This window comes from Thiomicrorhabdus heinhorstiae (genome assembly GCF_013391765.2).
Taxonomy (GTDB): domain Bacteria; phylum Pseudomonadota; class Gammaproteobacteria; order Thiomicrospirales; family Thiomicrospiraceae; genus Thiomicrorhabdus; species Thiomicrorhabdus heinhorstiae.
This window is the reverse complement of sequence record NZ_JACBGI020000014.1, coordinates 28838-50581: the sequence shown is the minus strand read 5'-3', so window position 1 is coordinate 50581 and position 21744 is coordinate 28838. Positions and strand designations below refer to the sequence as shown.

Annotated in this window: 18 protein-coding genes; 8 read left to right on the top strand and 10 right to left on the bottom strand. The window is 47.5% G+C overall.

From position 1 onward, the window contains the following. Window positions 1–77: 77 nt before the first annotated feature. Window positions 78–551 (top strand): peroxiredoxin, encoded by a 474-nt coding sequence (locus tag H8792_RS08025; RefSeq protein WP_185978431.1) that lies wholly within the window; start codon window positions 78–80, stop codon window positions 549–551. Window positions 552–585: 34 nt separating this feature from the next. Then, a complete protein-coding gene (locus tag H8792_RS08020) occupies window positions 586–1992 on the top strand; it encodes a PhoH family protein (protein WP_185978430.1) in 1407 nt (468 codons plus the stop codon). A 69-nt stretch (window positions 1993–2061) separates the two neighbouring features. Here the strand turns inward: H8792_RS08020 and H8792_RS08015 are convergent, their stop codons facing one another. From H8792_RS08015 to H8792_RS07990, 6 genes are all read right to left on the bottom strand, one after another. Next, window positions 2062–3015, bottom strand: coding sequence for a LysR family transcriptional regulator (locus H8792_RS08015; RefSeq protein WP_185978429.1), 954 nt, complete (start codon window positions 3013–3015; stop codon window positions 2062–2064). Between the two features lie 159 nt (window positions 3016–3174). After that, complete coding sequence (locus tag H8792_RS08010; RefSeq protein WP_185978428.1) at window positions 3175–4044, bottom strand: potassium channel family protein; 870 nt, start codon at window positions 4042–4044, stop codon at window positions 3175–3177. Next, window positions 4041–5303: a UbiH/UbiF/VisC/COQ6 family ubiquinone biosynthesis hydroxylase gene (locus H8792_RS08005; protein ID WP_185978427.1), complete on the bottom strand. Its 1263-nt coding sequence runs from the start codon at window positions 5301–5303 to the stop codon at window positions 4041–4043. Before H8792_RS08005 ends, H8792_RS08010 begins: the two co-directional genes overlap by 4 nt. After that, a complete protein-coding gene (locus tag H8792_RS08000; protein WP_228767013.1) occupies window positions 5296–6510 on the bottom strand; it encodes an FAD-dependent monooxygenase in 1215 nt (404 codons plus the stop codon). The genes H8792_RS08005 and H8792_RS08000 overlap by 8 nt, the downstream gene beginning before the upstream one ends. 5 nt (window positions 6511–6515) lie before the next feature. Beyond that, window positions 6516–7865, bottom strand: coding sequence for an aminopeptidase P N-terminal domain-containing protein (locus tag H8792_RS07995; protein ID WP_228767012.1), 1350 nt, complete (start codon window positions 7863–7865; stop codon window positions 6516–6518). Between the two features lie 15 nt (window positions 7866–7880). Beyond that, complete coding sequence (locus tag H8792_RS07990; RefSeq protein WP_185978425.1) at window positions 7881–8468, bottom strand: UPF0149 family protein; 588 nt, start codon at window positions 8466–8468, stop codon at window positions 7881–7883. A gap of 203 nt (window positions 8469–8671) precedes the next feature. Here H8792_RS07990 and H8792_RS07985 point away from each other — a divergent pair, with 203 nt between their 5' ends. After that, complete coding sequence (locus tag H8792_RS07985) at window positions 8672–8929, top strand: cell division protein ZapA (protein ID WP_185978424.1); 258 nt, start codon at window positions 8672–8674, stop codon at window positions 8927–8929. A gap of 345 nt (window positions 8930–9274) precedes the next feature. Next, a complete protein-coding gene (locus tag H8792_RS07980) occupies window positions 9275–9871 on the top strand; it encodes a 5-formyltetrahydrofolate cyclo-ligase (RefSeq protein WP_185978423.1) in 597 nt (198 codons plus the stop codon). 28 nt (window positions 9872–9899) lie between these two features. On the opposite strand, the gene H8792_RS07975 is transcribed toward H8792_RS07980, so the two are convergent. Beyond that, window positions 9900–11711 carry an N-acetylmuramoyl-L-alanine amidase gene (locus tag H8792_RS07975; RefSeq protein WP_185978422.1) on the bottom strand — a complete coding sequence of 604 codons (1812 nt, stop codon included), beginning with the start codon at window positions 11709–11711 and terminating at the stop codon, window positions 9900–9902. A gap of 207 nt (window positions 11712–11918) precedes the next feature. Continuing rightward, window positions 11919–12401, bottom strand: a complete 483-nt coding sequence (gene tsaE, locus H8792_RS07970; RefSeq protein ID WP_185978421.1) for a tRNA (adenosine(37)-N6)-threonylcarbamoyltransferase complex ATPase subunit type 1 TsaE — start codon at window positions 12399–12401, stop codon at window positions 11919–11921. 139 nt (window positions 12402–12540) lie between these two features. Between tsaE and queG the strand changes: the two genes are divergently transcribed. Continuing rightward, window positions 12541–13713, top strand: coding sequence for a tRNA epoxyqueuosine(34) reductase QueG (gene queG / locus H8792_RS07965; RefSeq protein ID WP_185978420.1), 1173 nt, complete (start codon window positions 12541–12543; stop codon window positions 13711–13713). A gap of 33 nt (window positions 13714–13746) precedes the next feature. On the opposite strand, the gene H8792_RS07960 is transcribed toward queG, so the two are convergent. Further along, window positions 13747–15108 carry an anti-phage deoxyguanosine triphosphatase gene (locus tag H8792_RS07960; protein ID WP_185978419.1) on the bottom strand — a complete coding sequence of 454 codons (1362 nt, stop codon included), beginning with the start codon at window positions 15106–15108 and terminating at the stop codon, window positions 13747–13749. A 199-nt stretch (window positions 15109–15307) separates the two neighbouring features. On the opposite strand from H8792_RS07960, the gene H8792_RS07955 reads away from it, so the two are divergent. Then, window positions 15308–17812: an AsmA family protein gene (locus H8792_RS07955; RefSeq protein ID WP_185978418.1), complete on the top strand. Its 2505-nt coding sequence runs from the start codon at window positions 15308–15310 to the stop codon at window positions 17810–17812. Between the two features lie 104 nt (window positions 17813–17916). Here the strand turns inward: H8792_RS07955 and H8792_RS07950 are convergent, their stop codons facing one another. Continuing rightward, window positions 17917–18687, bottom strand: coding sequence for a CHAD domain-containing protein (locus H8792_RS07950; protein WP_185978417.1), 771 nt, complete (start codon window positions 18685–18687; stop codon window positions 17917–17919). 357 nt (window positions 18688–19044) lie between these two features. Here H8792_RS07950 and H8792_RS07945 point away from each other — a divergent pair, with 357 nt between their 5' ends. Both H8792_RS07945 and H8792_RS07940 read left to right on the top strand, forming a co-directional pair. Further along, on the top strand, window positions 19045–19584 hold the full coding sequence (locus H8792_RS07945; RefSeq protein WP_185978416.1) for a DUF2062 domain-containing protein: 540 nt from the start codon (window positions 19045–19047) through the stop codon (window positions 19582–19584). Window positions 19585–19711: 127 nt separating this feature from the next. Next, the gene (locus H8792_RS07940) at window positions 19712–21436 is read left to right on the top strand and encodes a proline--tRNA ligase (protein WP_185978415.1); all 1725 of its coding nucleotides are present in this window, start codon (window positions 19712–19714) and stop codon (window positions 21434–21436) included. The last annotated feature ends 308 nt before the right edge of the window (window positions 21437–21744 follow it).

Here is a 21744-nt window from a genome sequence, read left to right as displayed (position 1 = left end):
GTTTTGCAAAAATCGTCATACTGGAAACTAAAAGATGATAAAAAAACGACAAAATACGTCTAACAGGAACCACCCCTATGACCCAATCAACCGACGGACTTTTATCGTCCGTTCAACTGGAATCCACTAACCAACAGCCTTTTAGTCAACAAACTCTACTTGGTCACTATAGCGTTCTCTACTTCTACCCCAAAGACAGCACCCCCGGCTGCACCACCGAAGGCCTAGACTTTCAGCGACTACTTCCCGAGTTCGAGCAACTCAATGCCAAGATTTACGGCATATCAATGGATTCGATGAAACGCCACGAGAATTTCAAAAGCAAACAAGGTTTCGAGTTCGATCTGATATCGGATCCGCAAGCCGAATTATGCTCCTCTTTCGGCATCTACCAGTTAAAGAAAAACTTCGGCAAAGAATATATGGGGATCGTCCGCAGTACTTTTCTGCTTGATCCGCAGGGCGAGACTTTGCATGCATGGCGCAAAGTAAAAGTCAAAGGACACGCCGAGGAAGTTCTAGAAACTTTAAAAGAGATCATCGCTGCCTAATAAGCAGCCATTCTATTCAAGCAAGGAGCTTGTTATGACCAATGAACACCGCCGCCTATTTATTCTCGACACCAACGTTTTAATGCACGACCCTATGGCGCTCTTCAATTTTGAAGAGCACGATATTTTTATCTCCATGACGGTCTTGGAAGAGTTGGATGCCGGGAAAAAAGGGATGTCGGAAGTTTCCCGTAACGTTCGTGAAACCAACCGCTTGATCGACCAGATTATCAGCGATGCCAGCTTTGAAGACATCAAAAACGGTCTGTCTCTGGAAAGAATTCACCCCAACCCGAATCAGGACGAACTCCACCTAGGAAAACTATATTTCGAAACCGAACCTTTGATCGCTGAATTGCCGGCTTCTCTACCAAGCCACAAAGCCGACAACCATATTCTGCAAACCGGCTTGGCTTTAAAAGAGAAATACAACAAGCGCAATGTAACCCTGGTCACCAAAGACATTAACATGCGCATCAAATCTTCCGCCGTCGGTCTGCACTCGGAAGATTATTATAATGACCGTGTACTGGAAGATGCCGACTTGCTGTATACCGGCTGGGAATACCTGCCGGAACATTTCTTTGAGGAACACGGCAAAAACATGAAGTCCTGGCAGGAAGAAGGTCGTACCTTCTACGAACTTGAAGTGGATGAGCATTGCCGCTGGTATCCTAATCAATGCTTGATCAGCCAAAACGATGCCGGATTCAACGCCATTGTCCGTGAAGTCCATCACAATAAAGCGACTCTTGAATACTTGCAGGATTTTACGCAACCGAACCACAGCGTTTGGGGCATCAACGCGCGCAATGCCGAACAGAATATCGCCTTGAACTATCTGATGGATCCGGATATCGATTTCGTATCGCTTCTGGGTGTAGCCGGTACCGGTAAAACATTACTGGCCCTTGCCGCCGCATTGGAACAGACTCTGGATCGCAATATCTACAGCGAAATTATTATGACCCGTGCCACTATTCCGGTCGGTGAAGACATCGGTTTCCTGCCTGGAACCGAAGAAGAAAAAATGACCCCTTGGATGGGCGCCCTAATGGATAACCTGGAAGTTTTAACCGAATCGGACGGCTATACGGATTGGGAGAAGGAGAGCACTCAGCAGCTGCTGAGCAAACGCATTAAAATCAAGTCGATGAACTTTATGCGCGGACGAACTTTCCAGCACAAATTCATTATTCTCGATGAAGCGCAGAACCTGACGCCTAAACAGATGAAAACACTGGTCACCCGTGCCGGTGAAGGTACCAAAGTGGTCTGTCTGGGTAACATCAGCCAGATCGACTCGCCTTACCTGACGGAGACCACCACCGGTTTGACCTATATCGTTGACCGCTTTAAATCCTGGGAACATAGTGCACACATTACCTTGCAACAGGGCGAGCGTTCGCGCTTGGCGGAATTCGCTTCCGACAACCTGTAGTCAAAAACATCAAAAATAAAAAAACCGAGCATTGCTCGGTTTTTTTATATCGATAGACCACGCTAAAAATTAGCGGCCCATGGTTTTTTGCTCTTCCTCAGTCGGAATACGGAATCCAAGCTCCTGAGCGCGAGCACGGCAATAATTGATTGCAAATTCCAGTAATTCACCAACGGCACGATGGCGGAATTTATGCTTTTGACGTACATGCGAGAAAGGACGCAAAATCGGCGGGTCCATAGGAATCGCTTTCAAGGTATGCAATTGCAATTCTTTCGCCAGAGTCGTACGGGAAACAATCGCCACACCGACATCCGACTCTACCGCCATTTTAACAGCCTCAGGACTTCCCAGTTCCATCACGACGTTCAAGTCGCTGTAGCTGAGTCCCTGTTCCCGGATATAGGTATCGATTACTGCACGCGAACCGGAACCTTCCTCTCGGGAAATATAGCCGTATTTACGGATATCATCGACCGTAACCTTGTCACGTTTCGACAGCGGATGGTCGTTTGGACAAATCAATTGCATTTCGTCGATACGACATACATCGACTTCGAGGTTTTTATTCTGAACCGGCGCTTCAACCAATCCCAAATCGATCATATTATTCTCAACCATCGAAACAATTGCGTCGGTGTTCCCGACCTGCAAACGGATATTAACGTCTTCAAACTGTTTCTTGAAAGCCCCTAGCAAACTAGGCAACATATACTCGGCAATCGTCGTACTGGCTCCGATCACCAGCGTTCCGGTAACTTCACCGGTTAGCTCGCGAACTTCGCTGTTCATTTTTTCGTAATGTTCGAGAATCTGGTCGGCGTAGTTATAAACGACCTTGCCGGCTTCTGTAAGGGTAATCTTATTGTGGGTTCGATCGAATAGGCGGGTATTGAAAAAATCTTCAAGTTGCTTAACCTGGAAGGTTACCGCCGGTTGAGTCATATGGAGCGTTTCTGCAGCCTTGGTAAAACTCATTACCTTTGCAACCGTATGGAATACCTGAAGACGTCTATCTGCCATCCGAAATTTCCTTTATGATTTTCTATAAAAAAGCTTTTGTGAAGTTAATGAATATAGGGGCTCGCCCAAAAAAAGTCAAATAACTTAATCGCCTCATTAAATTTTTATTACCAGGGCATTCTACGCCGAAATTACCGAAAAATCCTGACTTCTTTGCAGTTATTCACGCTTATCCTGGCGCAAACGCGAATTAACTTCATCTTTGCGTTCTTTTTTGCGCATTTCGGCCAACTCTTTCTTCAAAGACTCGATTTCCGCCGAGAAATGCGTCATCAAGTTTTCAACGTAGCGTTCGTTTTCCAGAGACTGTTTAGCCAAACGGCTTTCGGTTTGCTGCATATAAGTCAAAATATCTTTTTCTAAACGGCGCTGATCACTTCCGATCAAAAATGCGGAGATATTTGCCGTTACCAACGAGAAAAACAACACGCCGAACAGAATTAAAATCGAACCGAAAATTCGTCCGTGCTCGGATTGAGGAACCACATCGCCGTAACCGACGGTGGTAATGGTGACAATCGCATACCAGATGCCGTCGATAAAAGTGCGATCTTCCAGATAGGCAAACATTGAACCGGCGCCGACAATCAACAAAGCAAAGGCAATCAAAGTCTGGCCGAAACGATTACTCTTTAAAATAATAATCGCGTCTTTAAAAAAACTGGTGAAAAACCGAATCAACAGGATCAGTCGCAAAGAACGCATAATGAGTACCCAGCTACTGCCCCAGTTAATCAACGGAAAAGCCAACACTACAATTGCGACATTCAACCAATTCTGCCGCAAATAACGCCAGCGGTAGCGAACTAAAATCAGGTTAACCACCAGCTCTAGAGCAAATACAGCCCAAACCAGGTCATTAAACCAGGGTGGTTCAAATTCGTAACCGGCGTAGAACAGAACAATCTGCATAAATACTGCCAATAAAGCCAGTAGAACCAGAGACTCGAATACCCGTCCAACTTTATTCGCCCGATCACTTTCAGCGTGATGAACGCCAGCTACGCCTAATACCGCTTTGATATTCATCCGATTTTCCGTTCAGCAGCACTCTTGTCGATATAGGTCTTCGCCAGAGTCGGTAAAGCATCCCGACCGTTTAAAGCCTGCCCCATCAGCCAGTTTTTCATAAAACCGACCTTATTGGCTAATGGCAATAATCCTCGTCGCAAGGCAGTTTTCAATTCCATATCCTGCTTGAACATCCAATCAAAACCTTCCATTGATCTTTGCACCAGCGCATTATCTCCGCGTCGCCAACGCTCGTAGCGACGCAATACCGATTTTTTCCCAATCGGCTTTTGCTGCAACTTGGCTTCGATAATCACATCCAACAATGCCGCCATATCAAGGAATCCGAGATTAACCCCCTGCCCGGCTTGAGGATGAATAGTGTGTGCCGCATCACCGATCAACGCCAAATGCGCTTTGACATAATGTTCTGCATGACGTCGAATCAAAGGAAACGCCTGACGGTCGGCAACTTGAATCACTTTACCCAAACGACCTGCAGAAGCTTTTTCGATCTCCATCGCAAAATCGGCATCGTTCAACGACAACGCCCACTCTTTCTTCGCGTTCGGCAGATACCAGGCAATCGAACTAACGTTGTCAGTCATCGCCAGATAAGCAAAAGGCCCATCTTTTCGGTAGCGTTGCCAACAGGTGTCTTGATGGCTCAATTCGGTTTTAACGCAGCCGACGATCGCACACTGCTCATAATCATGCGTATCCAAGCCGATAAATGCCATATCTCTAATTTGCGAAAAAGCACCGTCGGCCGCGACAAGCAGATCCGCCCTAACCTTGCCTCGCTGTTCCAGAAGCAATTCGGCACACTGTATATTTTCATGTAAAGCCAGAATCGAATCCCCGATGCACAGCTCGACATGTTCGTTCTGTTCAATCCTCTCCCACAGGGCAGCTTGAATGATACTGTTTTCAACCGTGTAACCCAGATTATCCTCGTGCATTTCAGCAGCGGAAAACACCACTTCTCCCGGCGCACTTTCATCCCACACCCGCATAGCAACAAACGGGTGATATCTACGTCGTTGAATGCCTGACCAGGCTCCAAGATTTTTAAGAATATTCTCGGACGCCCGCGTCAAAGCACTGACTCGTACATCGAACGCCTGCCGGGGATCCCATTCAATTTTCGGACGGCGACGTTCAACCAGCAACACCTTAAAATCGGCTTGCGCCGCACCCAGAGCCATAGCGGCCCCGACCATTCCGCCGCCGACAACGATCAAGTCGAAATATTCTCTAACACTGCCTTTAACCATGCCGCTGATTCCCCATAGCAAAACGTGAAAAGCGCTGTTTCAATTTCGGCATTCTCTGCAGCGCCATTAAGCCAATACCTCTCAAATGCCCGACTAACGGCGAACCATGCTGGAAAATCTGAATTAAACCATCGGTCATGCCCATCACTTTACGGTGGTCCGGTTCACGCTTTCCGGCATATCCTTGCAGAAATTCCGTATTACCAAGATCATTCTGCTGCTCCGCAAGCCGTAAAAAATCCTCAATATCACGAATCCCCAGATTCAGCCCTTGGGCGGCGACCGGATGCTGAGTATGCGAAGCGTTCCCCATCAAGAGTTCTCGCCCTTGAGTCATGGTATCGACGTAGGTTTCCTTTAGCGGATAGGCTACACGCTCGCTGATCGTAGTGAAACCACCCAGACGCTCACCCATTTTATCGGCAAACAAAGCCATATAAGCTTCGTCATTCAACGCCATAATGGCGTCTTTTTGCTCTTCAGGACAGACCAGTACCGCTTTATGAAAATGGCCGTCCATCGGTAACAGCGCCACGGGTCCTTCTTCGGTAAAACGTTCAAAAGACCAACCTTCCGGATGAGCTTCAGTCTCGATTTTGGCCAGAATACCATAGGCGTGATAAGACTTTTCGTGCAGCGGCAAGCCCATCAACTGGCGAACCTTGGAATGAGTACCGTCAGCGCCGATCAATAGCTGCGCGGTACATTTAATCAACGAAGCTTCAACCGAATCATCGGAGACGGATAAATCCTCAATAATCACTTGCACACCATCTTGGGCATCCGTGAAATCAATCACTTTAGCCGGGCTAAGAATCTCGATTAATGGCTCCTGCTGCGCTTGTCTCCAAAGAACGTTGCCCAGATCGCTTGCCTGTACCGAATAACCCAAGGCAGGAACTCCTGTCTCTTCAGCATGTAAAGTCGTTAAACCCATATAACCTTTTTGCGAGACATGTACATGTAAAATAGGCGTGCAGTAATCAACTAATGCATCCCAAATGCCGAGTGCCTGCAATACCTGCTGTGAACCATAGGTCAATGCCAGAACCCTGCCGTCAAAAGAATTGGGCTGATTCGACTGTTGTGCCACCGGTTCCGCCAGCAACACCGAACGCCCCTGACGAGCCAACCCGATCGCCAGAATCAGACCAACCGGGCCGCCACCGGAAATCACCACTTCACAATTACGAGAAATTTTTGTCATCACGCTCATCCCGCCGTCTGTTTCATCTCTCTTTCAGCACCCGAAGACATCCAAGATTCGATCTCTTGCACGGTACGCGGCAGACCCAAAGTCAAAACTTCATGACCTTCGCCGGTTACCAGAACATCATCTTCAATTCGGATACCGATACCACGCCACTGTTCGTCCACTCCGATCTGAGTTTCGGAAATATACAACCCCGGTTCAATGGTCAATACCATCCCCGGCTCCAGAGGACGCCATTCTCCCTTAAGTTTGTAGCGACCGACATCATGTACATCCATGCCGAGCCAGTGCCCGGTTCCATGCATATAAAACGGTTTATAGGCGTCTTCGGCAATCAATGCATCCAGATCACCGTTCAGAATCCCCAAAGACAGCAACCCCTGTGTCAGAATCTTCACCGCTGCTTGATGAGGTGCAATATAAGGGACACCCGGTTGCACCGCAGCAATGGCCGCCTGCTGCGCTTCCAGCACAAGGGAGTAGAGCTGCGCTTGCTGCGGGCTAAAGCGCCCCCCAATCGGGAAAGTGGTCGTGATGTCACCGGCATAACCTCTATACTCGGCTCCGGCATCCACCAGAATCAAATCGTTTTTATTAAGAGTTGCGTTATTTTCCGTATAGTGCAAAATACAGGCATTTTCACCGCCTGCGGAAATGGTATTGAATGACTGTCTCGGCGATCCAAGACGTCGGCAGGTCGCTTCCAATTCTGCCTGAACCTGATATTCAAACTCTGCTTCCAATGCAGCCGACATCGCGGCCAAATGTCCTTGAACACTGATGTGCGCGGCTTTTCTAAGCAGAGCTATCTCGGCAGGATTTTTAACCAGTCTCTGCTCGTGCAACACTTCATCCAGGTCACATAAACGGGTAACTGTTTCAATCCCCTGCCGATGCTTGGCTTTTGATTCGGTCAGCCACTCGTCAACAAACGGTGCCCAATCGGTAAATTCACCGAAACTGAAATACAACTGCGTTTTATTTTCCAACAGCTGTAAAACCGTCTCATGCAACTCATCAATCTCATAAGCTGCGTCAATGCCTAAGGTTTCGCAAGCCGCGTCCACACCCAGTCGGCGTCCCTGCCAGGTCTCCTGCAGTGGATCCTTAGGTCGCAATAAAAGGTGTGTTTTCAAATCACCTTGGTTTTTTTCCAAAACCAGAACCGCTTCCGGCTCTTCAAAACCGCTTAAATACCAAAAGTCACTGTGAGCCCGGAACGGATAATCGACGTCTCGATTACGATACAATTCTTTTCCCGAAGAGACCAGAACCAAACTGTCATCCGGCAATTGCGCTGCTAAACGCTGCCTGTGTTCTGCATACAAAGCGTAAAAATCATTCATCATTTTGCAGTCAAAATCCTAATGAATCTGTGTATTCGGAGGCGTGTTTTCCATAATCGGCGCTGCTTGGGTCGGATTTAACTCTTCGTTGACCATTAACAGACTGACTTTGACATATTCGACCAGTTGCATCAGATCGTTTTCGCTAACATCGTCCGCCGAGGTTTCATCGTTCAAACCATCGATATCGATTCGGGCAATCTCGCCAAGATCGGATAAAGCATCTCTGACTTCATGAGACAGGCGCGCTTCAAAGTCACTAAGATGACTCACCAATCCCAGACCGTAAAGCACCCCTTCGCACAGCTGTCCGAGCATAAACGCTCGCGTTGCCAGATCGGTTTCATCATCCGGCAAACATAATTGCAATTCGAACCCCGAACCGTTTAAACCTTTATTGGTCTGTAAATACAACTCGTGCAAAACCTGTAAAAACGACTCTTTTACCGACTTGATTTCCGCCTCTTCAATCAGTCGTTTAATCCACACTGTCTCTTTTATATCGTTATCAGCGCACAGCAGACCAATTAAAATCCCTTGAATAAAGGATGGGGACTCCAATTCCGGAAATGCGGAAATAACCTCGTTGACTCGATCGAATTCCATAACCGTTCTCTCTTGTTTAAGCCTGTCAATTGATGAATAATAACACAATCAAAGCGGCGGGCTTTCCTGGAAAGAGAGCATAATTTACCGCCTGGTGTCGGACTGAAACGGCTTTATACAAGGTTCCCCGATGGGCGAATAGTGTAAAAATCTTTTTATTCCATCCGCTTATCATTCAAACTTCGCCTTTTAAGGAGTCAACATTGCTATCTTTAACGCTGATGAACCACACCTTCGAAATTCCCTGCGAACCGGAAGAGCGCGAACGTTTAATGGAAGCCGCTACACTTCTTGAAGACAAACTGGACCAGATTCCAAATCTTCGTGGCGAAAGCAAAGTTTTGATGACGGCGCTCAACCTGTGTTACGACTACCTGCAACTCAAACAGGAAACCCTTGATTACACCGAAACCTTGCAAGCGCGCATGGACGAACTAATGCAAGCCAGCGATAACGAATAAAACCGCTTCTTTCATTTCAACACAGAATTACCCACTATTTCAGCACTTAAATCGCCCCCCTGAACCAAGAATTATTTCGAATCAACTCTTCTCAATTTCTGTACACAACTTTGAAAATAGTTTTGGTATAATTCGAATTAAGGCATGCAGTTGCTGAGCATAAACCCCGTTCCGATAATTCCAATATTGGGGTCAGAAGCTTAAAGTGGTGAGCATCTCGTTAGCTAGCTAACCCGAGAAGCCTAAACTTTCTGCCTAGACTGCCACCTGAACTTCTCCGGTTCAGGGATTTTAGCTTAGCGGTTGCATGTCCCTCCCTTTACTTAAGACTTGCGGAACCTTTTTATGACGCCTTCAGAAATTCGACGTCAAATTCGCAACAGGCGCCAAGCCTTAAGCCACCAGAAACAAAACCTGCACTCGCAACAGGTACTTGATGTTCTAATCGAAACCCTCTTTCAGGAAGACGAATTTCAAACTCCTCTCAAAATAGCGCTTTTTCTATCTCAGGACGGCGAACTCGGAACCCACCCGACCATCGATTATCTTTGGCAACAAAGCCGGCACCAACTCTATCTACCTGTATTGGAAACACTGCCCGACTGGCACATGGGCTTTGCGACCTACACGCCACAGAGTCAAATGAAAGCGAACCGATTCGGCATCAACGAACCTGATTTACTGCCGGAGCAACATATTGCCGGCGAAGAATTGAATATAGTCTTTATGCCATTGGTGGCATTCGACGGTAACGGTCACCGTCTCGGCATGGGAGGGGGATTTTATGATAGAAGTTTCGCCTTCAAACTTAAAAGGCCGACGGCAAAACCCAAATTGATCGGCTGGGCACACAGCTGTCAATCAGTCGCAAAACTACCGAATGAGCCTTGGGATGTGCCCCTCGACGGAATTGTTACAGAAAACGGTTTTCGCTACTTTTAATCCAGCGAATTTTATATTTTCTCTTGGATTACAGCTTTGCCAACTGCTCTTCGACTGGAATCAGAATACGGGTGCCGACATACAAACGTCTTGGATCAACGCTACGATTAGCGTCCAGCAACCTTTGCACGGATAGGTTGTAGTCCGAGGCAATCGAGCTCAAAGTATCACCTTTCTTGACACGGTAATGAACAAACAAAGTCTCACCCCACGCAGGTTTGCGAACACGAGTTTGTACAAAACGGTTCAAACCGCCGGCGATGGACGATGCCATTTTGACCTGAAAATGCTGACTGGCGAGCTTTCGAGCCTCTTCAGGATTAGAAATAAAGGCAGTTTCGATTAGTAACGATGGCATATCGATCGACTTTAAGACCGCAAAATTCGCAGATTGAACCGAAGCCTTATGCATCGACACCTGTTTGCTCATCTCTTCCAGAACCGTATTGGCCAATGCTCGACTGGCGCGGATATTCGCTTCGCGGGAAAGGTCGCTTAAAGCATAAGCAACATCGTCATCACGTCCCTTTAAGCTTAAATCCTGTAAAAAGGCATTTTCACTTTTTGCCAGTACCCGTGCCATCACACTGCTGGCTCCACCGCGGGACAGAATATAGACCGATCCACCTTGTGCATTGCGGTCATGGAAAGAGTCGGCATGAATTGAAATAAAAATATCCGAATGGTTCTGCTTGGCGATCTTGACCCTTTCGTGCAAAGGGATAAAGACATCGCGATCACGGGTTAATACCGCTTTAATACCGGGATAGCGATTCAATTCCTTCTGTAAAGCTTTCGCCATCTGCAAAGTAACCTGTTTTTCATACAGGCCATTCGCGCCAACTGCCCCGGAATCCTTACCACCGTGTCCGGCATCGATCGCCACCACAAATTCGCTGCTATCCGCCGAGTGAGCAAAAACGTCACGTAGAGCCTGCTCTTCAACTTCATCGTATTGCGCCGGTTCAACAACTTTTTCGGACTCTTTCGGCATTTCGACCAGAGCTACGCTTTCCTTAGCCTGCTCGACTAAAGCAGTGTTTTCTTCAGCCGGAAGTTTTACACCCTGTTGTTTATCATCGATGCCGGCTACTTGCTGAGCCTCTTTCTTTGAAGGTGCAACTGCCTGCTCAATGGGAGCAGACGCCTTTGCTTTCGAAGCGGAATCCGTCCAAAGCTCTTGCGCCATCTGATCCAGTAAAGCACCATTCGGTTGTTGAGCATTGCTTGCAGATGCGATTTCTTGTAAAGGTTCGGTCGGAAGCGTTTTTTCAGATGGTTGTTTTGAAATAGTTTGAGCGGTAACCGAATCAACCTTCAGTTCTTTGACCGATGGGCTCGGCTTCATGCTCTCCGCTATAGAAACGGTCGTAGAAACAGAAGCTTTGCCAAGTTTGACCGGCGCAGACTCGGAGCTTTCCGCTTCGGACACTCTGTTCATATCTACAACCACACGATCGTGTTGACCTGGTTTACCAGGTAAAACAAACGCTTTGTAACGCGTGTTTTCCTGAAGCTCCAAGATCACCTGCAGATTATCTTTTTCCTGCTGAATCTGAACGGCATTCAGGCGTGAATCACCGAGAATTTTTTTAGAGAAATTTAAACCGTTTTCGGCATCATAGAAGTTTACGGCCAGACGTGAATCATCCAGCAGATTCACCTGATAACGCCCTGGCGCGTCAACATCAAATACGACACGCAGCCTTTCGCCGTTGTCTCCGATTCGCATCGAAGCAACCTTGCTGCTCGCCAAGGCATCCAATGTCGCACTGAAAGACAGCGTCGCCGCTAAAGCGGTCATTGAACATTTTTTGAATAGATAACGCTTAGATCTCATAACCGTTTCTCTTCCGGCAAAAAACACATTCCCTGCTTTGCCGAGTTCCCTTTCCTGTTACCTGTCTGAAAATTGACGCTCGAACGATCCGCATCGTTGGCAGGCGCCTTTTAAAAAATTTGAAAACAGATTTCATGCCATTTTTATTTATATTTAGTCCAGAGCGGAATGAAACCGGCGAATCTAAAGCCCTTGAGATTTATAAGTTCACTGCCAGGCGGCTAACAAAGCTTCTCCTTTCGGGCTCAAAGAACGGATGTGCATACGCCGCCCTTCACCGTCATATTGCAGCTCAATTTCCACATCTGCCGGCGCTAAAATCGGCTGACCTTTGGACGGCCACTCGATCAAAGCGATGAAATTCCCGCTAAAAAGCTCTCTAATGGCTAAATACTCTAACTCTTCAGGATCACAAAGTCTATATAAATCAAGGTGATGTATCATAAATTTAAAGTAACTATAACTCTCAATCAGGGTATAGGTCGGACTTTTGACCTTTTGCCCCGGCAAAAACGTTTGAATAAATGCTCGGGAAAAGCAGGATTTTCCAGCACCGAGCTCACCTTGCAAATAGAGCACCAAGCCTGATTCTATCAGGCTTTGAGACTCGCAAAGATGAGCAAATTCTTGCGCCAACGCTTCGGTTTCCTCACTTGTTCGAAGCACAAACTCTCTATTTTGCTTGTCCATATTCCACTTCCCTTACCGATAATCTGTTTTTTACGTTTTTACTCAATTCCAAGAGCCTAAATAGTTTTTCAACCATCATGACGGAGGGAAACCGAAGATTTTCAGATAGCAACCCACCGTTCAGCTGTACAATATTTGCATGATGACGCAAGACTCTTCAACAGCATCTCAGCTGGCCGAACGCATAAAGGATTGGGGGAAATCTCTCGGCTTTGCCGATGTCGGCATAACCCATACCGACCTCTCCGCTTACGAGGCGGACTATTTTAACTGGGTGGGCCTGGATTTTCACGGCGAGATGCACTATATGACCCATCACGGTCACAAACGTACACGACCGAACGAGCTGGTGCCGGGAACTTTGAGTATTATCTCGGTGCGCATGAACTATCTTGACAGCAATGCATCCGATCCGTTGCAACAGCTGCATAAGAGTGAAAACGCCTATATTTCGCGTTATGCCCTCGGCAAGGATTACCACAAATTACTGCGTAAGCGCCTACAGAAACTAGCGGAAAAAATTGCCTCTGAAGTACCGGAATTGCAATACCGCGCCTTCACCGACAGCGCTCCGGTTCTGGAACGACCGATTGCCAAAGAAGCCGGCCTCGGTTTTATCGGAAAAAACAGTTTAATCATCCACCCGCGCGCCGGTTCATGGTTTTTTCTCGGTGAACTCTATACCAATCTACAACTGCCGCCGGATCCACCCTTCGAAAAGCAGGCATGCGGTCCCTGCACCGCATGCATTCAGGAATGCCCGACAAATGCGATTATCGAAGACGGCCTGATCGATGCCCGACGCTGTATCTCTTATCTGACAATCGAATATCCCGGCTCCATTCCTGATGAATTACGCTCTTTAATGGGAAATCGTATCTACGGCTGCGACGACTGCCAACTGGTGTGCCCATGGAATCGCTATAGCTCGGCAACGACCGAAAGCGACTTCCAGCACCGACACCGTTTGGATAGCTCGACTTTATTGGAACTCTGGCAATGGAGTGAAGCGGACTTTCTGCATTTTCTCGAAGGTTCGCCGATCCGTCGCATCGGTTACACCCAATGGCTGAGAAATCTGGCGGTCGCCTTGGGCAATCTGGAAGGCGGCCACACTCAAATTCGTGACGCAATACAGCAACTATCCACACGCCGAGGGCTGTTCGGAGAACTGCTCGACGAACATATAGACTGGGCGCTTGAACGGCTTAAACATCAATTAACCCTCTCTTCCTCAAGCGAAAAAAACCAATCATCACCCTTAAAACCCTTTGCAGCGGCAAAATACTATATGCCGAAATCCATTAAATAGTCGGGCTACTAAAACCTCAGCAGTCGTAATCAATCACAGCATATCGAAAATTGACCCCTGCGATGGGGTAAACAGCTTGCTATACAATCTAGCAGCATAGGTATTGGTCATGCCGGCAATATAATCCGAAATCACTCTCTGCTTGGCTTGATCCGTGCCCGCCTGCAAGTAACGCTTATAAGCTTTCGACGGTAATAATGCACTCGGATTGGCTCTAAGCGACTTGAACAGTTCCAAAACCACCAGCTGCCCCTTGTACTCCATCTGCTTGACTTCGGGAATAGTAATGACATTTTTGTAAACGAAGGATTTCAGCAGTTCCAGAACAGCCTCTGCCGACGGGTGCAGGCGTGCTTGAAATCGCAATAGAGGATGTTCGAATTTCTCGTCTTCGTAAATATAGATCGCTTCAACCATCAGACCGACCATTTTACTGACTGCATGCTTACGTCCTTTGGAAGAATTACTGAACAAACGCTGCGTCATTTCGTCGCCCCACAACGCATGCTCGGCAAACACCGGACTACGCATCACTTCTTCTTCCCATAGATCACGGGCAACCATTTTCATCGCTACCGCATCTTCGAGGTCGTGAATTCCGTAGGCGATATCGTCAGCCAATTCCATGATTGTCGTATCCAGCGCTTTGTGCTCGGTACGGCGATGACAACCACTGCAATCGTTCAGCTGAGTAAACAGAATTCGGTCCTGTATCGAAAACGGTTCCAATACCCAGTTAAAAATCGCCTTCTCCTCCAGATACAGACTCTTCGGCGGCAGCCAGCGATGCATTGCCAAAGTCCGGAAATCGTCAACCTGCCGTTCTTGAAGCTGTGCCAGATAATCCGGATTGGAAGCGATCACGTCATTATAGATCGCCGGGTACTTCATTACGCCCAGGGCGGTACGACGCGACAGATCCAAACCGTTTTCCGGCGTATATTCGCCAAGCTTACTCAAAATACGCAAAGTCTGAGCATTGCCCTCGAAACCACCGTAATGACGCATCATATAGTTCAAAGCGACTTCGCCGCCGTGTCCGAACGGAGGATGCCCAAGATCGTGCGCAAGACAAATCGCTTCAATCAGATAAAACGACGGCAGCCAATCCAGATAATCGCATTCCGCTTTCCCATCCAAAGCCACAGTAATCAACTGTTCCACCAAACCGGAACCGATTTGCGCCACCTCCATCGAATGCGTCAAGCGAGTACGATAGAAGTCGGATTCGCTTAAACCGAAAATCTGCGTCTTAGCTTGCAGGCGACGGAAAGACGCCGAGTGAATTACCCGCGCCCGATCTCTTTGATAAACGATACGTGCCGGACGAGAATCCTGTTTTGCCAGATAATCGGTATAGCGTTGCGTCCAAATTTGTTCTTGCTCGGGAGTCATTCAGAAATACTCTTGTTCGCCAGTTGAAATATCAATTTGACCATAATACTGAAAAACCCCATATCTCCAAACTTTTAAGCACTTTAAAAGTGGCTTTCAGACAAAAATTCATCAAACTGAGGCTGGCAAGTCGGCAGGCATCTGTTACCATTTAGCTTTAGCTCTCACCTCTTAAATAAACTGGATTCCGGAGACTCATATGAAAGCCGTATCCCTGATTCTAAAAATCCTTGCCGCCACAATTATTGTGCTTATTGCTGCGATAGGCATCCTGATCGCTGTGGTTGATCCGAACGATTACCGTGGAGAAATCACCGAGCTGGTCGAAAAACAGACCGGTCGTGATCTGCAGATCGGCAATATGAGCCTCTCCTTTTATCCAAAACTTGGACTTCAACTGGATGAAGTTCAGCTGAGCAATGCCAAAGGATTCGGCGAAACTCCGTTCCTGCAGGCACAAAAAGTACAGGTCGGCGCGGCCATTCTCCCCTTGCTTAGCAAAGAATTGCAAATCGACGCACTTGCCCTGTACGGTCTAAAACTAAACCTGCAAAAAGATGCTGAAGGCCATACCAACTGGGATGATCTGGTTGCAAAGGGTCTGGGTGAAGAAGATAAAGATGAGAGCCATGATGAAAAATCGGACGGCGGAGAAAACCCGCTTGATCAACTGGCTGCTCTGAGCTTTGGCGGACTGGATATTCAAGACGGAGAACTGGTCTGGAAAGATGCTCAAGCGCAACAGGAAGTCCGTATCAGTGATTTGACTGCCAGTACCGGCAGCATCGAATTCGGCGAATTCTTCCCGATCCATTTCAGTGCCAAGACCCAATTGAAAAACCCGGATATCAACAACCAGCTGGCATTGGATATCGAAGCCAAACTTGAACGTGACGGTCAATATTCTGTGCGTAATCTGCAGCTGGAAACTCAAGCTGACGGCCAGGCTCTGCCGGTAAGCGGCTTACTGGCTTCCCTGAAAATTCCGACCCTGAATCTGGCATTGGAAAAACAGCAGATCGATTTACCGCAACTACAACTCAGCGTTCAAGCGCAAGGAAAATCCGACTTCCCGCTTAAGCAGCTGGATGTACAGGGCAACTTGCAAAATATCTCCGTCGACTTGAATAATCAGGTAGCGACTCTGCCTAAAATGGAGTTGAATGCCAAGGGTGACGGTCAAGGTGATTTTCCGTTGAAGCACTTCGACAATAAACTGGAAATCAACGGCCTGCAAGCGCAGATCGACCAGCAAGCCGTCAGTATGGACAGTTTGAAAATGCACTATGATCTTAAAGGCGACGTTTTACCGAACGGTGCATTGCAAGCCGACCTGACTGCCAAGCCGAGCCTGAATCTAAGCAAGCAGACCGCAGAGCTGTCAGCGGTACAATTAACAGCCGGCGACCTGAAGATCAATGCCGAAGTCAAAGCCCAGAAGATTATGGATAATCCGCAGGCACAGGCCAGCGTAAATCTGAATCCATTGAACCTGCGTAAATGGCTGGAAGCTCTGAAAATCACTTTACCGGAAATGAGCGACCCAGCCACTCTGAATCAAGTCGCGGCCAAGGTTAATGTCGAATACGACCAAGGAAAACAGGCGGTTAAAGTCAATAACCTTCAGGTTGATCTGGATCAGAGCAAACTGCAGGGATCGGCTCAGGTCAGCCAATTTGCCAAACCGAACATCCGCTATGATTTAACTCTGGATCAGATCGATCTGAATCGCTATCTTCCAAAAACTAAAACGGAAGAAGCAACGCAGCCTGCTTCCAAAGAAGATATTGAAATTCCGTTACCGGAAGAACTGTTGAAATCCATGACGGTGGACGGAACCGTGAAAGTAGGCAGTTTGAAAGTACAGAAGCTGCAACCTAAGAACATTCTGGTCACTCTGAAAGCCAAGAACGGTAAATGGCAACTGAGCCCGACTCGTGCCGATATATTCGGAACCCAGCTATCGGTGCAGGCCGGATTGGATGTCAGCGGTAAAACGCCGCAATACAGTGCCAAAGTCACCGCTCCGAAAGTTCCGGTCGGCGATGTTATGCTGGCGTTTACCGACAACGACATGTTGAGCGGTACGGGAAGCGTGAACACCGACTTGACCACTTCCGGCCGCAAGCTGTCCGAGCTGAAACAGAACTTGAACGGTAATGTATCGAGTGATCTGATTGATGGCGCAGTCAAAGGATTCAACCTCGCGCAATCGATCCGTGAAGCCAAAGCGAAACTAAGCGGCGAAACCCTGCCGGCAACCGATGAAGTACCACAAACCGATTTCAGTGAATTACTGGCTAAATTGAAAATCACTAACGGTGTTGCGAATATCGAATCCTTAAGTGCCCTGGCACCATTTATGCGCATTTCCGCAGAAGGTAAAGCCAACATTGTTACCGAGCAGATGAACGTGCTGGTCAATGCCAAAATCGTCGAATCCGACAAAGGACAAGGCGGTAAGGAATTCCAAGACCTGAGCGGTCTGACCATTCCGGTACGTCTGAAAGGCGCGATGGTCTCCCCAGCGGTTTCTCTGGATCTGGCTTCACTGTTTGAACAGAAGGCCAAAATGGAACTGGAGCAGAAAAAGCAAGAAGCCATAGATCAGGCTAAAAAGGCCGCCGAGGAGAAAAAAGAAGAAGTGATTGAGGACGTGAAAAAACAGGCAACCGACAAATTAAAAGATTTGTTTAAGTTCTAATTTACGCCTCATCACTAATAAAAACGGCCTAAGGTAAATTTTCTCTTAGGCCGTTTTTTATCCAGTTGTCTTGATCATCAGGCGTTGCATGAAAGATGCATTCGTCAACCCTTGGCATATTTGGTTAACTTCACAAACAGGGCATGTCGCAGGAACTTACTCTGTTTCTTAAGGCTGCGCACACCTTCCTCGTAGACCGATTCACTCACCTCACCTTGGAGTTTTTTCAACCATTTACGCCACTGACGTCGATCATTAATATCACCCAACAGAGTCTGCAGACGACGCAGGCGTTTTAACAACTTACGGTCTCGTTTATCACTTTCCTGCTGCAAATTGATACAGTGCTCAAAGTCATAACGCAGCTTCTTGATTTGCAGGCGAAATTTATGCAGCGCTGCATCGGAATGCGGTTCACGCAGTATACTCTTCACAAGCTTCGCAAACTCTTTATGGAACGGCCGAATTTTCTCTTCGACAGTTTTCTCTGACAAGATTGCCGTTCCCTCTGCAGACGTCCCGGCTTTTTGTACCGCAAGTTCGGGAACGCTCTCTTCGGGAAAGGAAATTAAAGCCTGTTCGAATTCAGGCAGAAAATTTTGTCTATAGCGCTCAACCGCATTGATTATCTGCAAACGATCCTCTTCCTGCTCGAACAGCTCCGCAATGCACTGATGCTCAAATACATCCAAATCGCGCAAAGGATTAGAGAGTTTAATTAAGGTTTTTAAAGCATCCAGATTAGTATTGCCTTCCTGCTGAAGCTCTTCAATACTGAGAATCTTACGCAACAGAACCCGCAAACTGTGCAGATTTTCAATCTCTCGGGGATCGGAAAAATAGGTCTGTTTTAAAACAGAGAAATCGTTACGCATTGTTTCACTCCTGACTGAAACGCTATGTACCTCTTCCTCCCGAGTATACGGATTTATTCACTTTCATCTATCGCGCTTGATTTAAATAAACCTGAAAAGCGCTTAAAACTGGTTTGAAATCAACTTCTTTCCCTCTATTTACATTTTTATGACAGATCGCATTCGTTACAGGCGAGAAATATGAGAATAAAAGAGGTGCTCAAGCTGGCAACACAACCGACCTTACTGTTCTAATGAACCTAAATTTAATGCCTCTCTTACTGAATCAGCGGCTCAAATACTCAACTAAGGCGAACCGTCATATTTCCTCAATGTAATGAACATATGGAAATTAAGGTTTTCTGATATGATTAGCCGATGCTGCGATATATCAAACTCAAGTTTCATCAGATTGCCCGAGCAACCAAGCGATCGGTCTTTCTAAACAAACACTTTCCGCGTTTTAAAGATCCTGTTTACTGGGTTGGAGATCGGAAGTCGTTTGCACGTGCCGGTTTTATCGGCGCCTTCTGTATGATGCTACCGGTTCCGTTCCAGATGGTGCTCGGTTCGATATTCGCTTATTACCTGCGGGCCAATATTCCACTGGCAACCGCATTGGCTTGGATCACCAATCCACTTACCATGTGGCCGATCTGGTACGGCGGTTATGTTTTCGGAACCTGGGTTCTAGGCTCGCCCGATCTGTTTGACCAGTTCGGCGATATTCCTTTAGGATCGTCACAGTGGTTTAACGAAGTTTTCCCGCATATCTGGCAGGCTTTTTTCCTCGGCAATATTATTCTCGGAATCATGATCGGCACGGTCTTTTATCTGCTGATTTCCCATTTCCACCTGATTCAGTGGATACACCGTTTAATGAAAAACGACAACTCCGGCGGCAATGCTTCCAGATAAATAGTTCCGCTGGCAAGAGCTACTTCAATCCCACCCGACTAATTGCGATTCTCCCTGCCACCAACGGCATGAACATGCTAAAATACGCGCTTATTTTTTGTCATATTTCCAAGGTTCCGCAACGTCCATGAAAACCTCCAACTTACTGTTGTCTACTACCCGTGAAACACCTGCGGATGCAGTTGTTATCAGCCATCAATTGATGATTCGAGCCGGCCTGATCCGTTCTCTGGCCGGCGGTCTTTACAACTGGCTACCGCTGGGCGTGCGCGTCTTGCGCAAAGTGGAAGCCATTGTGCGCGAAGAGATGAACCGTGCCGGCGCTCAGGAACTGTTGATGCCGGTCGTTCAGCCGATGGAATTATGGGAAGAATCCGGTCGCGGTATTGATTACGGCCCGGAATTACTACGTTTCAAGGATCGTCATCAGCGTGATTTCGTACTTGGCCCGACCCACGAAGAGATCATTACCGATCTGGTACGCCGCGAAATCCGCAGTTACAAACAATTACCGGCGAATTTCTATCAGATTCAGACCAAGTTCCGTGATGAAATCCGCCCACGCTTCGGCGTTATGCGCTCTCGCGAGTTCATTATGAAAGACGCCTACTCTTTCCATATGGATCGCGACTCTTTGCAACAGACTTACGACGATATGTATCAGGCCTATAACCGTATTTTCAGCCGTATCGGTCTGGATTTCCGTCCGGTACAGGCCGATACCGGTTCAATCGGTGGCGATGGTTCGCACGAATTCCACGTACTGGCCGACTCGGGCGAAGACGATATCGCCTTTTCCACAGGTTCGGATTTTGCCGCTAACGTGGAGCTGGCAGAAGCCTTGGCACCTCGCGGCGAACGTGCTGCTCCGAGTGCGGAATTGGATAAAGTTGCTACGCCGAACAAACACTCGATCGAAGAAGTGTGCGATTTCTTACAGCTGAAGAAAAAAGCCGTTGCCAAAACACTATTGGTTAAAGGCGCGAAAGAAGCAGCGCCGATTGTGGCTCTGGTGGTACGCGGTGATCACGAACTGAATGAAATTAAAGCGCAAAAACTGGAATGGGTTGCCGAACCTTTCGAAATGGCCGGCGACGAAGAAATTAAAGCCGCTGCCGGATGCAGTGCCGGCTCCATCGGGCCAGTCGGCCTAAGTATCCCGGTCATTGTCGACCGTAGCGCCGCGCATATGAGTGATTTCGTCTGCGGTGCCAATGAAGACGGTTATCACTTTACCGGTGCCAACTGGGACCGTGACGCGATTCCAACCCTGATTGCCGATATTCGTAATGTGGTTAAAGGTGATCCTAGCCCGTGCGGTCAAGGGAAAATTGAAATCCGTCGCGGTATCGAAGTCGGGCATATTTTCCAGCTGGGCAATAAATACTCCACCGCCTTGAATGCAACCGTTCAGAACGAAAGCAGCCGCTCTCAGGTTCTGGAAATGGGTTGTTACGGTATCGGGGTTACTCGCGTGGTCGCAGCGGCCATTGAACAGAACAATGACGAAAGAGGCATTATCTGGCCGGATTCGATCGCACCTTTCCAGGTGTGTATCGTTCCGATGCAGATGCATAAATCGCCTCGTGTTGCCGAAGCCACCGAAGCGCTTTACCAGCAGCTGGTCGGTCTAGGAGTCGATGTCTTGATGGATGACCGTGCGGAGCGTCCTGGCGTTATGTTCTCGGATATGGATTTGATCGGTATCCCGCACCGCATCGTCATCGGCGAGCGCGGCCTCGATAAAGGCGAAATCGAATACAAATATCGTCGCGATGAAAAAGCTCAGGATATTCCTGCCGAAGGTTTCATCGACTTTTTGATGACGAAATTAAAAGGGACGCAAGCGTAGCATTTTACGCTCCCTTTTAATTTAAGGCCGATTCGGAAATTCTCAGTCCGAATCGGTGTTCACCACCATCAAAATTGTTCCCAAACTATCGACTTGTTCCGACCGAAAACGACAAATCTTGTCCCATCTAATCCATAAACTGATAAAGTACTTATAATATTCTTCCCTTTAAAAACGACAAAAACAATTATCGAAGTTTAACGACGTCGGACAAGCTTTAAACAGCAAATTACCGTCGTAACTTTCAACAAATCGCTCATATCTCTCTTTGCTTTAACTTGAATAAACAGTAATCGTTATTTTGATAG

Bases quoted from the DNA above. Each gene is read 5' to 3' on its own strand.
- H8792_RS07955 (WP_185978418.1), top strand. From the start codon at position 15,308: ATGAAAGCCGTATCCCTGATTCTAAAAATCCTTGCCGCCACAATTATT.
- H8792_RS07975 (WP_185978422.1), bottom strand. From the start codon at position 11,711: ATGAGATCTAAGCGTTATCTATTCAAAAAATGTTCAATGACCGCTTTA.
- H8792_RS07980 (WP_185978423.1), top strand. From the start codon at position 9,275: ATGACGCCTTCAGAAATTCGACGTCAAATTCGCAACAGGCGCCAAGCC.
- H8792_RS07950 (WP_185978417.1), bottom strand. From the start codon at position 18,687: ATGCGTAACGATTTCTCTGTTTTAAAACAGACCTATTTTTCCGATCCC.
- H8792_RS07960 (WP_185978419.1), bottom strand. From the start codon at position 15,108: ATGACTCCCGAGCAAGAACAAATTTGGACGCAACGCTATACCGATTAT.
- H8792_RS07945 (WP_185978416.1), top strand. From the start codon at position 19,045: ATGCTGCGATATATCAAACTCAAGTTTCATCAGATTGCCCGAGCAACC.
- queG (WP_185978420.1), top strand. From the start codon at position 12,541: ATGATGACGCAAGACTCTTCAACAGCATCTCAGCTGGCCGAACGCATA.
- H8792_RS08005 (WP_185978427.1), bottom strand. From the start codon at position 5,303: ATGGTTAAAGGCAGTGTTAGAGAATATTTCGACTTGATCGTTGTCGGC.
- H8792_RS08010 (WP_185978428.1), bottom strand. From the start codon at position 4,044: ATGAATATCAAAGCGGTATTAGGCGTAGCTGGCGTTCATCACGCTGAA.
- H8792_RS07990 (WP_185978425.1), bottom strand. From the start codon at position 8,468: ATGGAATTCGATCGAGTCAACGAGGTTATTTCCGCATTTCCGGAATTG.
- H8792_RS07995 (WP_228767012.1), bottom strand. From the start codon at position 7,865: ATGATGAATGATTTTTACGCTTTGTATGCAGAACACAGGCAGCGTTTA.
- H8792_RS07940 (WP_185978415.1), top strand. From the start codon at position 19,712: ATGAAAACCTCCAACTTACTGTTGTCTACTACCCGTGAAACACCTGCG.
- tsaE (WP_185978421.1), bottom strand. From the start codon at position 12,401: ATGGACAAGCAAAATAGAGAGTTTGTGCTTCGAACAAGTGAGGAAACC.
- H8792_RS08000 (WP_228767013.1), bottom strand. From the start codon at position 6,510: ATGACAAAAATTTCTCGTAATTGTGAAGTGGTGATTTCCGGTGGCGGC.
- H8792_RS08015 (WP_185978429.1), bottom strand. From the start codon at position 3,015: ATGGCAGATAGACGTCTTCAGGTATTCCATACGGTTGCAAAGGTAATG.
- H8792_RS08020 (WP_185978430.1), top strand. From the start codon at position 586: ATGACCAATGAACACCGCCGCCTATTTATTCTCGACACCAACGTTTTA.
- H8792_RS08025 (WP_185978431.1), top strand. From the start codon at position 78: ATGACCCAATCAACCGACGGACTTTTATCGTCCGTTCAACTGGAATCC.